Raw genomic sequence first — 15,242 nt, forward strand, 5'->3', positions numbered from 1 at the left:
CATGACAGCGGCACCACTCACTGCACGATCGGAAACAGGATCCGCTGATTCTCATCCCGGAACAGATTATCCTGATGGACGACATTGAAGTCCTGTTCCCGATCCTCGAGCACCATCATCCGGTTTCGAAGCTTGGCCGCAAGATCCGTGAGACTCTGATAGCCCATGCTGAACTCGTTCGGGAGGATCATCGATGCGATGGTGCCGTTATCGATATAGTACGCGAGCTTCTCACTGCAGCCGGCACCATAGAGGGGCAGCTTCTTCGTCTCCGCCGTCGCCACATAGTCCACCGCCGCTTCGAGACTCGTATTATCGAGGCCGACGATCACCGCCGGTGTCACCCGCTCCATCGAGCGTTTCAGCTCCTGCTCAAGGAAACGGCTCTCCTCCACCGTCCAGACGATCTCCGGTTCCTTCGCACCCACGGCCTCCAGGAACCCCTTCAGTCGGTCCTGCATCGCATACTGCTGCTGGTTTCCGGCGATGATGCCGATCTTCATTTCCTTCAGACGGTCGCCGTAATCGATCACGAGCTCGTTTCCGATGGCCCGGCCGACCTCTACATTATCCGTCATCACCGTCGCATAGTTTCCGGAGATATCTGCATCCGCATCCACATTCGTGATGATAAACTCCACCGGCACACGGGCGATGATGCTTCGCACGATGTCCGCGGTGCCCACGCTGAGACAGAAATCCGTGATGATGCCATCCGCACCATCCGCGATTTCCTGATTGATCAGCGCGGTCTGTGTAAAGACATCATCGATGTAGTCGGTATAGACGTAGCTCAGGTCAATGTTGTTGTCCCTCGCTGCCTGTGTGAGCCCTGCCTTCAACGGCACCCAGCGATCCTGGGAGGAATCACTCACGATCACCGATACCTGATAGCGCTTCTCACCGGTGCCCCGCACCAGCATCACGGAGCAGAACAGGATGGTGACCACCAGCCCACCGATGATCGGCCATAAGAAGCTTCGATCCTCATGCATGCTGTTTTCCTCCTTCCGTTCTGCCTGCATCCTCCACCAGTACGTCTGTTATATCTGAGCTCTGCACATCTGAACGCGTCGCGGCTGCATCCTCGGTGTCGGCATTGCCCGCACTCGCAGTTTTCACATCCGCTGTTTTCCTGTCCGAAACAGCGGTCCTGTAGTGTCCGCTCTCCAGCAGCTTCTGGTTCTCCGGTGTATCCGGGATCGCCGGCAGATGGATCGTGATCGTCGTTCCCTCATCCGGCTCAGACGCGGCCATCAGCCCGTACTGTGCGCCGAAGCGGATCCGAATACGATTGTGGACGTTCACGAGTCCGACACCGGAGCCATGCTTCGGCACCCGCTGTCTCGATTCCTCATCGTCCTTCAGCAGATTTTCACACACCTCCGGTGGCATGCCATAGCCGTTGTCGCTCACTGCGATATAGATGTCGCCGACCGACATCGCCTGAATCATCTGCCTGTGTGCACGGTCGCCAGCATTGGCCTCTGTCGGATCCGGCTGCCGAGCCGTCCGAGCGGCCACCGGGCCCGACGCCGCATCGTACGTCTGCCCATGTGCTGCATCGCCTTCACCGCTCTTCTCGTTTTCTGTATCTGGGATCAGCCAGCCACGGATACGGATCTCGGCACCGTCATCTGGATCCATATCCCCAACGCCGTAATAGATGGCATTTTCGAGGATCGGCTGGATGATGAGCTTGACGCTGAGGTAGTCCCGGATGTTTTCATCGATGTCAAACACAACGGAGAAGTTATTCTTATAACGCACCTTCTGGATGTTCATATAGTTTTCCGCATGCTTCAGCTCCTGCGCAAGTGGAATGATGTTCTTTCCACGGCTCAGGCTGATACGGAAGAGGCTCGCAAGCTGGGTCACCATGAAGACCGCATCCTTGTTGTGCTCCCCCTCGATCATCCAGACGATGGAATCCAGGGTGTTGTAGAGGAAGTGCGGATTGATCTGCGACTGGAGGGCGTCCATCTCCGACTTTCGCTTCTCCTCCTGCTCGATCACGATGTCATCCATCAGCTGATTGATCCGTGTCATGGAGCTTCGAAGCGTCCGTCCGAGATGCTCTACCTCCTCGGAGCCGCCCACATAGATATCCTCCGGCACGACATCCCCGCCCTCCATCCGCTTGATGGAGCGGTTCAGCCGGTTCAGCGGCAGGGAGATCTGACGCGATACGATCTGATTCACGAAGATCATGACGAGGAGGGAGATCGATACGAGCAGGATCACGACGAAACGTAGGCTGGCCGCATCCACACCGTAGGCGCTGGCCGGGATCACGGCGATCATCTTCCAGCCGGTGTAGGAAACCGAGTTCAGCAGCACCTGGCGGCGTGTACCGAGGTAAAGCTCCTGATGATGGCCATCCTGGTAGTGCGCCTCGTTGATGTTGTTCTCTGTGAGAATCCCATAGTTGATCTGCATCTGCTTCGGATGATAGATGAGGCTGCCGCTCGAATCGGTCAGATAGATGTACTGACCGCTCGAATCCTGATTGATCCGCTCCATCATTCGATCGATGGTCGAGTAGTTCATATCGACGAGGAGGACGCCCATGGTCGGGGTACCGTTTTCATAGATTTCGACGGCGCGGCTCAGGGAGATGACCCAGCGATAGCGATAGGCCGGATCCAAGAAGAGATTTTCGACATGCGGGGTGGAGAAATGCAGATTATCGGTCTTTCGAAGCGCCTCGGTAAACCAGCTCTGGGTCGTCACATCGAGGTTTTCCTTCGTCGTGGCGATCGGCGAGGCCGAAATCAGCCGGCCATCGGCGGTAAAGAGCGCCATACTGACGAGATGCTCGAGGTGTGCTTCATAGATGAGGTCCATCTCACGATCGATGCTGTCCGTGCTGAGATCTGCATTTTTGATGACATTATAGTATACCGCATCCGAGATGCGGCGCATATTGGCGAGGTAATCCTCGAGATTGATGACGGACTGCTGCACGATCTGCTCGGTGGATTCCACGGAGCTCGTCCGCATACGACGTGCAAACAGCTGATACAGGACCAGCCCCAGGATCATGAGCAGCACGAAGGAGATGACGGTGAAGGCCATCAGAATCGTTCCCTGGATGGTATGTGGGAGATAGCTTCGCTTCCCCTTTTTCCGGTTCTGTTTCGTCTCTGCCGGATGCTGTTTCTCCACTATGTCCTCCTGTATCTGCACATGGTTCTTTCTTATACGCAAGCAGAGAGGTGTCTGCAGGTTTTCTGCAAAGCACCTCTCCGTTCATCCACCATCAGGCAGGTGCGGTGCCGGCCTGCTGCTGTGCCTTATACTTCGACGGCGATACGCCGAATTTCTTTTTAAATGCATAGCTGAAGTAGTTCGGATCACTGTAGCCGACCGCTTCCGCGATCACATAGGTTTTTTCATTTTCGTCGAGCAGCATGTGGACTGCCCGGTCCATACGGATATCCGTGAGGTAGTTGATGAAAGTCTTTCCCGTTTCCCGCTTGAAGACGGTCGAGAAGTACGCCGCACTGATGCCGAGGAAATCACAGATGCTCTCGACACTCAGGTCCTTATCACTGTAATGCTCATGCACATAGGCCTCTGCCTTCGCCACGAAGGTACGCGTGCTGTCGCTGCGCGATACGCGGAGAAGCGCCTGCATCTTATGGGCGCTTTCCTTCATCCATGCACGCAGGGCCTCCAGATCAAGGTGCTGTACCTTCTGAAAGATGTCCTCATCCTTTCCAAACACTGCCTCCATCGACAGATGATTCGCATTTATGAAGCGATGTCCCTCGGTCACGAGCTCCATCACGAAGAAGCGATACTCCTGCAGCGACGGATTGACCGGTGCCTCCGCGTCCAGAAACTGATCGATCTGACGATCGACTTCCTCCGGCGAACTCAGCTTGATGGCCTTGAACACCGGGTAGAAGCGGTCATCGCTGTCCTCGGACGGACTCTCCGCCGGCATCTCCTTCTGGGTCTCCGGCGCCACCTCCATGATGTTGATCGCCTGTCCGCGTCCATAGATGACGCGGTAGGACACGGCCTCCCGGGCACTCTCGTAGGCCTCCGGCAGGTTCAGAAGGTGATTGACCGCACGACCGATGCCGGCGGTGATGGTCGCGTTCGACACATGCTTACTGAGACGGCACAGCACCTGACAGTCATCCGTCAGCTTCGTCAGCGCGCCCGGCTGCTCGAGCTGCACGATCATCACCGTGTCGCCGAGGTAGGTGAAGAAGCGCGCATGCCACCTCGCGTCGAGGTGCTCCTCCCATAGCCGACGCACCGACATCGTGATCAGCAGCGGATTGATGCCCTCCGGCGCGAGTGAAATACTGTTGTGAAGGATCACTACACCGAAGTACGGACCGTCGAGACTGATCTGATAGTCCATCATATCGCGACTGAGCGAATTCGCCGGCTCGCGTCCCTCGATGAGCGCCGTGCAGAAATTCTCCTGCAGGATCGGCAGGCTCTCCATATAATAGTTTTTCAGCATGTTGATGTTCTGCTTCTCGTCGAACTCCTGATCCAGCGATGCGTGGATGCGCTCGAACACGGCACGCAGCTCGTCCGCATCGATCGGCTTCAGGATGTACTCCTCGGCCTCCAGACGGATGGCCTCCTTCGCATACTCGAACTGGTCGAAGCCGGAGAAGATGATGATCTTGATGGTCGGATACTGCTCCTTCAGACGCCGGCTGAGCTCGAGTCCATCCATGAACGGCATCTTGATGTCCGTCATCACGACGTCCGGCTGCTCCTCCTCGGCCATCTCCAGCGCTTCCAGTCCGTTGTGGGCATAGCCCTGCACCGTGAAGCCGAGCTTCTCCCAGTTCATCTTCCGGATGATCACCTGGATGACATCCTCCTCATCATCCACCAGCATCACTCTGTACTTGTTCAATGTAGACCTCCCTCTGCCATCACATCCTGTCCGCATCCCGGAAAGCGCATACCCTCCCGCATGCGAGCGAAGCATACCGAACCTTCGGCTGCGCCGTGTTTCACCGTCACAAGCTACTAAGCTCAGTCCTCCACCTTCTGATGATGGTCGAGATTTCCGTACTTGTCTTCGATTTTCTTAAAACGATAGAAGGTCACCGCGATGGACAGAATCATAAACAGAAGGCCCATCAGTCCATCATACTGGCTCACCACCTCCATCACGAAGATGCAGGCACCGAACATCAGCACGAGGATGCCCATCTCACGCGTATATGGGAGAAGATTCTCCTCCTTTACCTTTCCCCACTCCTTCGGACGGATAAAATCCGGATCGTGGAAGACCAGCAGCTTCACGGCGCAGTAGATCACCAGCACACCGAGTATGAGCTGCACACCGTGCTGGCTGAGGAAAAAGGCGACCGGATCGTTCGTCACCGGATCCGAAGCCGTCTGTGCAAGCAGTGTCATGTTATATGTCATAGAAACCTCTCTTTTACTGTGTCAGGTCGTGGACAGACCCCGAACGTTTATCTTAAGAAAAATTTAATGGGGTCAGACCCCCTTACGAAATTCTTAAGGTCGATACAAAAATGGACTGTGGCATGCGCCACAGCCCATATTATAGACGATAGAAATCGTTCGCTCAATTACTTCTTCTGTACGTACTTTCTGATATCGAGAGAAATTGCGACGAAGATAACGATACCGATCGCGATGTACTGAGAGTTTGCATCGACACCGAGGAACTGAAGAGCGACCTTCAGGAGCTCGAGGACGGCAACACCGATGATGGCAGATGAAACCTTACCACGACCACCGGTTACAGATACACCACCGAGGGCGCAGGCTGCGATACCTTCCATCTCGTAGGAAAGACCCGTATTGATGGATGCACCACCGGCCTTTGCACCGAGCATGAAACCTGCCATGGCGAAGAATGCAGATGCCTTCGCATAGATGAGAACGAGGGTAAGCTTTACAGGAACACCAGCAACCTCTGCGGCCTGTGCATTGCCACCGATGGCATACATGTACTTACCATGACGGGTCATGTTATAGATGAACCAGGTGATCGCTGACATGGCGATGGCCATCCAGATCAGGAAGCTTAAGCCCAGGAAACGACCGGTCGAGAACATGGTGTAGCCGGTGATATATCCACCGAGCGGTGTAGCGCCGGTGTAGATCAGACCGAGGCCATAGATGATCTCCATCATCGCCAGTGTGGAAATGAATGGAGGAACACTCAGATAAGCGATAAACCATCCGGTGATGGCACCGAAGCATCCGCAGATGATCATGACGATCAGCAGTACCAGGAACGGATTCAGCGGTGTGATGTTTGCCAGGAAGCCCTCCTTAAAGAAACGGCCTGCATAATCCTGCTTCTGAAGAAGTGTACCGGCGATACATGCGCCGAAGCCGACCATACGTCCACCGGAAAGATCACATCCTCCGGTGATAACGCAGCCTGAAATACCGAGCGCGATAACCAGTCTGTAGGACATGTTTGCGAGGAGGTTCAGGAAGTTGTTGGCCGTTAAGAAGTTCTTCGTTGTCAATCCTGTGTAGATAACGAGGATGAACATAACGATGATAACACCGTTGTTAATGAGAAAATCCGTGATTTTCTTTTTCTGTGACTTTTGCATTTTATTTCCCCTTTATTCTATCGAATCAGAATCAGAACTGCGTTGCGAAGGACATTACCTTCTCCTGCGTCATATCTTCCTTCTGATCAATCTCACCTGTGATCTTACCATTACACATTACATATACACGATCGGCCATGCCGAGAAGCTCCGGCATTTCGGAGGAAATCATGATGATCGACTTGCCCTGATCGGCGAGCTGCTCCATGATCTCATAGATCTCGTGCTTGGCACCGACGTCGATACCTCTGGTCGGCTCATCCATGATCAGGATCTCCGGATCATTTGCGAGCCATCTCGATACGATAACCTTCTGCTGGTTACCACCGGAGAGGTTCTCGATATGCTGCTGCATACTCGGTGTCTTAATCGAAAGCTGCTTGATACTGTCATCTACGATCTTATTGATCGTCGGGTGATCCAGGATGAAGCCCGCCTTCAGGTGCTTGTTGTAAATGGAAATACCCGTGTTATCCTTGATGGACAGGCATCCGAAGATACCATTACCACGACGGTCCTCGGTGATCATACCGAGACCTGCATCCATCGCATCTCTCGAACGCTTGATCTTCACTTCCTTGCCATGCATTTTGATGGTTCCTGAAGCGAGATGACGGATACCGAAGAGACCCTCCATGAGCTCGGTTCTCTGTGCACCGACCAGTCCACCGAAACCGAGGATCTCACCCTTACGGATGTTGAAGCTGCAATTCTGGAAGGACTTCTCGTGAATAGAGGAAAGATGCTCTGCCTCGAGGATGACGTCGCCGATCTCATGTACGTGATCCGGATATACCTTCGTAAGCTCACGACCTACCATCTTCGCGATGATATCGTCGGTGCTCATCTCGGCTGCCGGCCAGGTACCGACATAGGTACCATCTCGCATGACCGTGATGTCGTCGGCGATCCGCTTGATCTCATCCATCTTATGAGAGATGTAGATCATCGCAACGCCCTTATCACGCAGCTGGTTCATAACCTTGAAGAGGAAATCTACTTCCTTATCAGAAAGCGAGGAGGTCGGCTCATCGAAGATGATGACTCTTGCCTCATGAGAAACCGCCTTCGCGATCTCGACCATCTGCATCTGTCCGATGGAAAGCGAGCCGAGCAGCGCCTTCGGATTATAGTCGAGGCCCAGCTCCTTCAGCCAGCGATCGGTCTCTTCAAACATCTTCTTGTGATCGATCACCTGTAAAGGACCATACTTATGTACCGGGAAACGTCCCATGTACATATTCTCCGCGATGTTACGTGCCGGTATCGGCTGCAGCTCCTGATGCACCATGGCAACACCCTTCGCCATCGCATCATCCGGGTCTGTAATCGTTGTCTTCTCGCCATCCAGGTAGATTTCACCCTCATCCATGTGATAGATACCGAAAAGGCACTTCATCAGTGTGGACTTTCCGGCACCATTTTCTCCCATGAGTGCGTGAACTGTACCCGGGCGAACAGCGAGGTTAGCGTGATCCAGCGCTTTTACACCGGGGAATGACTTACACACATTCCGTAATTCCAGTTTATACTCCGCCATTTTGCCCTCCAAGCATTAAATAATGGGTTTAAAAAACGGGTGGGGCGCAGCTCGTGCACCCGCACCCATTTCTATGTACTTCGTTAAATTCTTACGAACCTTTCGGATTAACCAAGAGATGCAAGAACGTCGTCAACGTTATCGGAGGTTACCTTTACGTAATCGCAGCCGATGTAGTGCTCATTGTCGCCGCCGGTGATGTACTTAACAGCTGCATCTGCTGCGGAATGAGACTGAGAAATGTGATCGTTGAATACAGTACCGGTCTGCTTGCCAGCCTTAACGTTGTCACAAGCCTCCTGAAGAGCATCAACACCTACAAGGTAAACATCCGTACCAACGGTCTCGCCTGCTGCCTCAATTGCCTGCAGAGCGCCGAGAGCCATCGCATCGTTGTTACAGAAAACAACCTCGATGTCCTTGCCGTGCTGTGCAAGAGAGTTTGCAACGAGAGACTGTGCCTGCGCCTGATCCCAGTTACCAACCTGATCGTCAAGCTGCTCAACCTCGATGCCGGCATCCTTCAGAGCCTTTACAGAGAACTCTGTTCTGTACTGAGCATCTACGTTCTCCGGGTCACCCTCGATCATGATGTAGGAAACCTTGCCATCGCCGTTGATATCACCGTGGTTCTCAAGGTCAGCGATGATCTCGCCCTGCATGGTTCCGGACTGACGAGCGTCACATCCTACGTAGCAAACCTTCATGTTCTCGTCTGCCCATCTCTGCTCTTCCTGAGCATCCGGCTCTCTGTTGATGTATACGAGCGGAATGTTTGCTGCGGTTACCATATCGGTGATGGTTGCTGCGGAAGAAGAGTTAACCGGGTTGATGATGAGACAGTCAACACCCTTGGTGATGAAGTTCTGAATCTGGTTGGTCTGTGTAGCCTGGTCGTTTGCACCATCCATGATCTCGATGTTCTCTGCCTTGAAGCCGAGGGATACGAGATAGTTCTGAAGCTCATTTCTGAAAAGGGTCATGAAGTTATCAGAGAACTGATAGATACATACGCCGACCTTCTTATCGGAAAGATCCGCATCCGTTGCAGCTGCAGCTGCCTCTGTTGCTGCCTCAGAAGCTGCCTCTGTAGCGGCTGCAGTGGTCTCTGCCGCTGCTGCAGTCGTAGCTGCTGCAGTAGTCTCTGCCGGCTTCGAGCTGCCGCATCCTGCGAGCATCGAAACTGCCATTGCTGAAACGGTAAGTAAGCTAAGTGCCTTCTTCATAATAATCCAATCCTCCTATGATTGTTTATCCTGACGGGACTCCCCCGTCCTTTTGATCATATTATATGAAGATGTTATGGCTGATAGAATAGAGAATCCTTCTTTTCATCTTGAAAATTCTTTGATTTCTTTGTTTATTTTTTCTTAGATTTTCTTATTTTCTCGTTCTGGATTCATGCAATATGTGCTTAATTGCTTTGAAAGTCAGTGATTTCACAAAGTTCTTTCGTAAAAATCGCCATAACAGAACCCCGGAGGGCTGCCACTCGGAGTATTGCGCTTCCAGTGGCAACCCTCCGGGGTTCTGTGTCAGATGTTCCGGCTGTCCTCTACGATGTAGATCGGGCGGTCCTTCAGCTCTTCGAACAGCACCGCGATGTACTCACCGATGATGCCGACGACGATGAAGAGGACGGCAAACATGAAGCAGAGCAGGACGACGATCGTCGCATAGCCGGACGGTGCGCCATCACGGGTCACCAGGGTATAGATCAGCACGATCATCCCCAGAAATCCGCTGAAGAGACCGGCGAAGATCCCGAGCTTCAGAGGCATGTTCGAGAAGCACATGATGGTGTTCATCGCGAAGACGAAGAGCTTACGGATAGAATAGTGGCTGCTGCCCGCCACACGCGGGGCTGCCTCATAGGAAATCGTAGTCTTCCGGAAGCCGACGTTCTGCACGTAGCCGCGGAGGAAACGGACCTTCTCCCGGTAGTTTTTCATGAGCACCTTCTGTACCGGGCGGGTGATGGCGAAGAAGTCCGAGGCATTGGCCTCGAGATGGACCTCCGACATGCGGTTGATGAGCCAGTAGAAGCCGCCGGAGGTAATGTTTTTCAGAAGCCCGGCCGTTTTGTTTTCGGTGCGTACCATGGAAATCACCTGGTAGCCGGCGTCGAACTGGTCGACGATGTCCGCGAGGTACTTCGGCGGATGCTGCAGATCCGCATCCATGAAGACGAGGCCCTCGCCCGTGGCGTAGTCGAGTCCAGCGGTCATCGCCGCCTCATGTCCGAAATTCCGGGAGAAGTGCAGCACGCGCACGTGAGTCGCATCACGGGCGGCCAGATCATCCAGGATCTCGCCGGTCCGGTCACGGGAGCCGTCATTCACGAAGACGAACTCGTAATCCCAGCCCTTCGCCGCAAGCGCCTCCCCGTATTCTCTGGTCGTCTGGTAGAAGGTCTCCAGTCCGGCCTCCTCGTTATAAGCCGAAACCACCAAGCTCAATAATTTCATATGTCTTCCTTCCAGCGTTTCTATAAATTAGTAACTGTACCAGTCAATCAGTCGAGGATCTCGAGCTCCATGCCACTGTGCGATGGGTGACGGTCCTCCGGGCGCGGCAGCTTCATGTAGTCGCCATACAGCATCGTGAGCACCTTATCCCAGGCCTTCGGTCCGGTGAAGTGTTCGCCCTCAAACTGGAACTCGATCGGCTCCTCCCAGTCATCCTCCACGGTGCAGTACTGGAAGTCCGGCTGGTAGTTCGAGAAGAAGGACTTCCCGCTGACGGAACGCTTCCCACAGATCGGACAGCCCTGCTTTCCGGCATTCTTCGCACGCTCCACATCGCCCGCAGCGGTAGCCGCCGGAGCTGCACAGCCTGCCCCTTCACGGTTCTGATCCGTGTACTTCCGGGCCCAGCGCTCCTGCAGGCGGAAGATCCTCGGAAGCGGGATGAAACGGCCGACGGCGGCGAGGACCTGCACCTCCAGCTTCTGAAGGCCATGATACTTACGCCAGTCGAGCTTCCGGCGGTGGCCCATGCCGAGGCCGAAAGCGATCTGCTGCTCCAGCTTCATGAGCCGCGCGCGGATCGGGCAGGATGGCAGGCGGTCGAGGATGAAGAGGTCGACCCAGAGGTGGTTGAGCTTTCCCTCATAAAAGGCCATGTCCGCGTCGTCCTCTGCGTGACGGCGGGAGTTGAGATAGAGCACACGTGGTACGAAATCATAGAAGGCCTCGCCACCGCGATACTCATCCGGCAGCACGAGCTGCATGTTCTCCGGGAGCTCCGCCCTCGCTACATCGACGAAGCGCTCGAACTCTTCTCTACGGAAGCAGAGATCGACATCGTCGTCCCAGGGGATGAAGCCCTTATGGCGTACTGCGCCGAGGAGCGTACCGGAATCGATGAGGTACGTGATACCATGGCGATCACAGATCGTCTTCACGGCCTTCAGAATCTCCAGATTCGCCTGATGTACCCGCTCAAGATCAAATGTAAATTCTTCACTCATAGTTCTACCTTTATAATGAAAGGGCGTTTCTGCAACGCCCTCTTTCACACACTGCCGTCCGCTGCACAGGGCACTTCGTCGGTTCTCCCGGCGCAGCGCTTACTGCTGAATCGCCTCCAGGATGATGCGCGCCATGTAGCGGAGCTTCTCATCCGTCATACCTGGATACAGGCCGACCCAGAAGGTATCGCGCATGATGCGGTCGGTCGTGTCGAGGCTGCCGACCACGCGGTAGCCCTCACCCGTCGCACGCATCTCATCGAAGCACGGGTGCTTGATGAGGTTGCCGGCGAAGAGCATACGGGTCTGCACACCGTGGTCCTCGATATAGCGAACCACCGTCTCACGGTCCACACCCTCCTGACAGGTCATGAGGAAGCCGAACCAGCTCGGGTCCGAATGTGGCTCCGGCTCCGGCAGGATCAGCTTCGCATCCGCTCCGCCCTCGACGAGGAGGGACTTCAAAAGCTCGAAGTTGTGCTTACGGCGTGCGACGAAGCCCGGGAACTTCTCGAGCTGTGCGACACCGATCGCCGCCTGCATATCGGTGGCCTTCAGATTATAGCCGAAGTGGCTGTAGACATACTTGTGGTCATAGCCCTTCGGAAGCTCGCCATACTGCCCGTCGAAGCGGTGGTGACAGGTATTATCGTGCCCTGGTGCGCACCAGCAGTCACGGCCCCAGTCACGGATCGAGCGCATGATGCGGTGAAGCTGCGGGTTGTTCGTATAGCAGGCACCACCCTCGCCCATCGTCATGTGATGTGGCGGGTAGAAGCTGGAGGTACCGATGTCGCCGATCGAGCCGGTCTGACGGGTCTCGCCGTCGATCGTATAGGTCGAGCCGAGCGCATCACAGTTGTCCTCCACGAGCCAGAGCTGATGCCGGTCGCAGAAATCCTTCACCGCCTTCAGATTAAACGGATTACCGAGGGTATGCGCGATCATCACTGCCTTCGTCTTCTCGGAGTACGCCGCCTCGAGCTTCGTCACATCGATATCACAGGTCGGCAGGGTCACATCCACGAAGACCGGAATCGCACCATACTGGATGATCGGGTTCACGGTCGTCGGGAAGCCGGCAGCCACAGTGATCACCTCATCGCCACGCTTCACGCGGCGCTCGCCGAGCAGCGGACTCGTCAGTGTACTGAAGGCCAGCAGATTGGCGCTGGAGCCGGAGTTCACGAGGCTCACATAGCGTACGCCGAGGTACTCACCGAACTTCTGCTCGAAGGCCTCGGTGTAGCGTCCGGCGGTCAGCCAGAACTCGAGCGCACTGTCCACGAGATTCACCATCTCCTTGTCATCATAGACACGGCTGGCATACGGGATGCGCTCGCCCTCATGATACGGCTGCTGCATCGGTGCGACCTTATATTTTCTTGCATATTCTGCGACGAGATCGAGGATTTCCTGTCTCGCCTGCTGCTCTGTTTTCTCTGTCATGTTCTGCTCTTTTCTCTTTCATCTGCTAAAAATGCACGGATCTGCTGCTCGGTCAGGGCCCGCATATCGGCCCCCTCCGACCATGCATGGTACCATGCGACGGTTTCCTGAACGGCCTCCGTGACATGCCAGCGCGGCTGCCAGTGGAAGCGCTCCTTCAGCTTCTGCGTATCCAGCTTCAGGTACGCGGCCTCATGCGGTGCGTTCGCCTCGGCATCCGTGTGCCAGGCCGCGCCCGCGCCCCAGCTCTGTACGAAGAGATCCGCGAGTGCGCCCGTCGTGATGGCGTCCACCTCATCCGGACCGACGTTATAGCATCCGGCCACGTCTCGGGCCAATGTCTCCGTCGTGCGCTCGTCATGCCCCGCTTCGTTCATCTCAGCGGAAGCGGCGGACGCCTGCGTGCCCGTAGTCTGCTGTCCCTGCGCCTGGGTCATCGCAATCAGGAGGTAAACATACAGCGGCTCCAGCACATGCTGATACGGACGCGTGCTGTACGGGTTCCGCACATGGATGGTTCGGCCGGCGATCGTATCCCGTACGCAGTCCGGGATGATACGGTCCACCGCGAAATCACCACCGCCGATGACATTGCCCGCACGTGCAGTGGAGATCGCCGTCACCGTAGCGGATGGGTCCGCGCCCGGCGAAAAGAAGGACTTCTGGTAGCTGTGGGTCACGAGCTCGGAGCAGGACTTCGAGTTGCTGTACGGATCGTAGCCGTCGAGCTTCTCATCCTCCCGGAAGGCGTGGTCTGCGAGATCCGGGTTCTCATAGACCTTATCGGTCGTCACGTTCAGGAAGGACTGCACCTTCTCCGCATGCTGCGCATTGTAGCGACGGATCGCCTCGAGGATGTTCACGGTGCCCATGACGTTCGTCTCGAAGGTCTCCCGCGGATAGAGGTAGGAGGTGCGGACGATCGGCTGTGCCGCAAGATGCAGCACGACCTCGGGACGCGCGGTCTCCATGAAGGCGCTGAGATGCGGAAAATCACGGATGTCGCCGATCTCCGAGTGCATCTCCTCTGAAAGCTTCAGGATGTCGAAGAGCGCCGGCTCGGTCGGGGCCGCGAGGGCGTAACCGTAGACCTCTGCGCCGAGCATTCGGAGCATGAGGCAGAGCCAGCTGCCCTTGAAGCCGGTGTGGCCGGTCACGAGCACCCGCTTCCCTTTATAAAACTGCTGTAAGGATTCAAACTTGGTCATAAAAAATGTCTTTCTATTTACAAAGCCCTAAACTCGGGCTGAGGAGGCCCGAGTTTAGCCCTGCGGGAGCAGAGCATAGCTCTGCTGGATATCGTTCCAGCGTTTGCTTTATGCAAACGCTTTCACTCCCATTTTTTCCATGGTGCCTTTCCACTCGCCCAGAGGTCTTCGAGGAGCTTTTTCTCGCGCTGGGTGTCCATGCACTGCCAGAAGCCGGCGTGGTAGAAGCTCATGAGCTCGCCGTCCGCGGCGAGGCGGTGCATCGGCTCCTGCTCGAGGACGCAGCGATCATCCGTGAGGTAGTTGAAAATCTCCGGCTGGAAGACCATAAATCCGCCGTTGATGATGGCACCGTCCTCCCGCTCCTTCTCGCGGAAGGCCCGGATCTGGTTGTTTTCGTCGATGTCGAGGACGCCCTTCTGCTGTGCGAGGGAAACGGTCGTGATGGTCGCGATCTTCCCATGTGCATGATGGAAGTTTACGAGCGCCTCGAGGTCCACGTCAGAAACGCCATCGCCATAGGTGAGCATAAACGGCTCATCCCCGACATAATCCTGCACGCGCTTGATGCGTCCGCCGGTCATGGTGTTGAGGCCGGTGTCGACGATGGTCACGCGCCACGGCTCGTTCATGTTGTGATGGACCTCCATCTGGTTGTTGCTGAGGTCGAAGGTGACGTCAGAATTATGCAGGAAGTAGTTCGCGAAATACTCCTTGATGACGTACTGCTTGTAGCCGGCCAGAATGATGAAATCGTTGTAGCCGTAGCTCGAGTAGTACTTCATGATGTGCCAGAGAATCGGCATCTCGCCGATTTCGATCATCGGCTTCGGACGGAGATGCGACTCCTCGGAAATACGGGTTCCGAAACCACCTGCTAAAATCAATACTTTCATAGCTTACATCCTTTTATGCATCGTAAACGGAAGCGCATGTCTCAGAAATCATGACGCATGTACCGCCTGTATGACTTCCATCAGGCCGTA

Annotated in this window: 12 protein-coding genes; all 12 read right to left on the minus strand. The window is 55.2% G+C overall.

The genetic code is table 11. The annotated features are described in order from the left end of the window. Nucleotides 1-17: 17 nt before the first annotated feature. Nucleotides 18-995: a sugar ABC transporter substrate-binding protein gene (locus ACTNC3_RS03135; protein WP_441226424.1), complete on the minus strand. Its 978-nt coding sequence runs from the start codon at nt 993-995 to the stop codon at nt 18-20. Then, the gene (locus ACTNC3_RS03140) at nt 988-3,168 is read right to left on the minus strand and encodes a cache domain-containing sensor histidine kinase (protein ID WP_441226425.1); all 2,181 of its coding nucleotides are present in this window, start codon (nt 3,166-3,168) and stop codon (nt 988-990) included. The genes ACTNC3_RS03135 and ACTNC3_RS03140 overlap by 8 nt, the downstream gene beginning before the upstream one ends. A gap of 94 nt (nt 3,169-3,262) precedes the next feature. After that, a complete protein-coding gene (locus tag ACTNC3_RS03145) occupies nt 3,263-4,894 on the minus strand; it encodes a response regulator (protein ID WP_441226426.1) in 1,632 nt (543 codons plus the stop codon). 122 nt (nt 4,895-5,016) lie between these two features. After that, complete coding sequence (locus ACTNC3_RS03150; RefSeq protein WP_410042721.1) at nt 5,017-5,415, minus strand: hypothetical protein; 399 nt, start codon at nt 5,413-5,415, stop codon at nt 5,017-5,019. 167 nt (nt 5,416-5,582) lie between these two features. Further along, nucleotides 5,583-6,587, minus strand: a complete 1,005-nt coding sequence (locus ACTNC3_RS03155) for an ABC transporter permease subunit (protein ID WP_410042722.1) — start codon at nt 6,585-6,587, stop codon at nt 5,583-5,585. 31 nt (nt 6,588-6,618) lie between these two features. After that, nucleotides 6,619-8,127 carry a sugar ABC transporter ATP-binding protein gene (locus ACTNC3_RS03160; RefSeq protein WP_410042723.1) on the minus strand — a complete coding sequence of 503 codons (1,509 nt, stop codon included), beginning with the start codon at nt 8,125-8,127 and terminating at the stop codon, nt 6,619-6,621. A 107-nt stretch (nt 8,128-8,234) separates the two neighbouring features. Continuing rightward, on the minus strand, nt 8,235-9,353 hold the full coding sequence (locus ACTNC3_RS03165; protein WP_441226427.1) for a galactose ABC transporter substrate-binding protein: 1,119 nt from the start codon (nt 9,351-9,353) through the stop codon (nt 8,235-8,237). Nucleotides 9,354-9,662: 309 nt separating this feature from the next. Beyond that, nucleotides 9,663-10,595, minus strand: a complete 933-nt coding sequence (locus ACTNC3_RS03170) for a glycosyltransferase family 2 protein (RefSeq protein ID WP_441226428.1) — start codon at nt 10,593-10,595, stop codon at nt 9,663-9,665. 47 nt (nt 10,596-10,642) lie between these two features. Further along, the gene (locus ACTNC3_RS03175) at nt 10,643-11,599 is read right to left on the minus strand and encodes a LicD family protein (RefSeq protein WP_410042726.1); all 957 of its coding nucleotides are present in this window, start codon (nt 11,597-11,599) and stop codon (nt 10,643-10,645) included. A gap of 99 nt (nt 11,600-11,698) precedes the next feature. Further along, nucleotides 11,699-13,048 (minus strand): lipopolysaccharide biosynthesis protein RfbH, encoded by a 1,350-nt coding sequence (gene rfbH / locus ACTNC3_RS03180; RefSeq protein WP_410042727.1) that lies wholly within the window; start codon nt 13,046-13,048, stop codon nt 11,699-11,701. Further along, nucleotides 13,045-14,256: a CDP-glucose 4,6-dehydratase gene (gene rfbG / locus ACTNC3_RS03185; protein ID WP_441226429.1), complete on the minus strand. Its 1,212-nt coding sequence runs from the start codon at nt 14,254-14,256 to the stop codon at nt 13,045-13,047. The genes rfbH and rfbG overlap by 4 nt, the downstream gene beginning before the upstream one ends. A 122-nt stretch (nt 14,257-14,378) precedes the next feature. Next, nucleotides 14,379-15,152, minus strand: coding sequence for a glucose-1-phosphate cytidylyltransferase (rfbF, locus tag ACTNC3_RS03190; protein ID WP_441226430.1), 774 nt, complete (start codon nt 15,150-15,152; stop codon nt 14,379-14,381). Between the last annotated feature and the right edge of the window lie 90 nt (nt 15,153-15,242).

Origin of the sequence: Oribacterium sp. HCP3S3_B9 (assembly GCF_052064255.1) — a bacterium.
Taxonomy (GTDB): Bacteria; Bacillota; Clostridia; order Lachnospirales; family Lachnospiraceae; genus Oribacterium.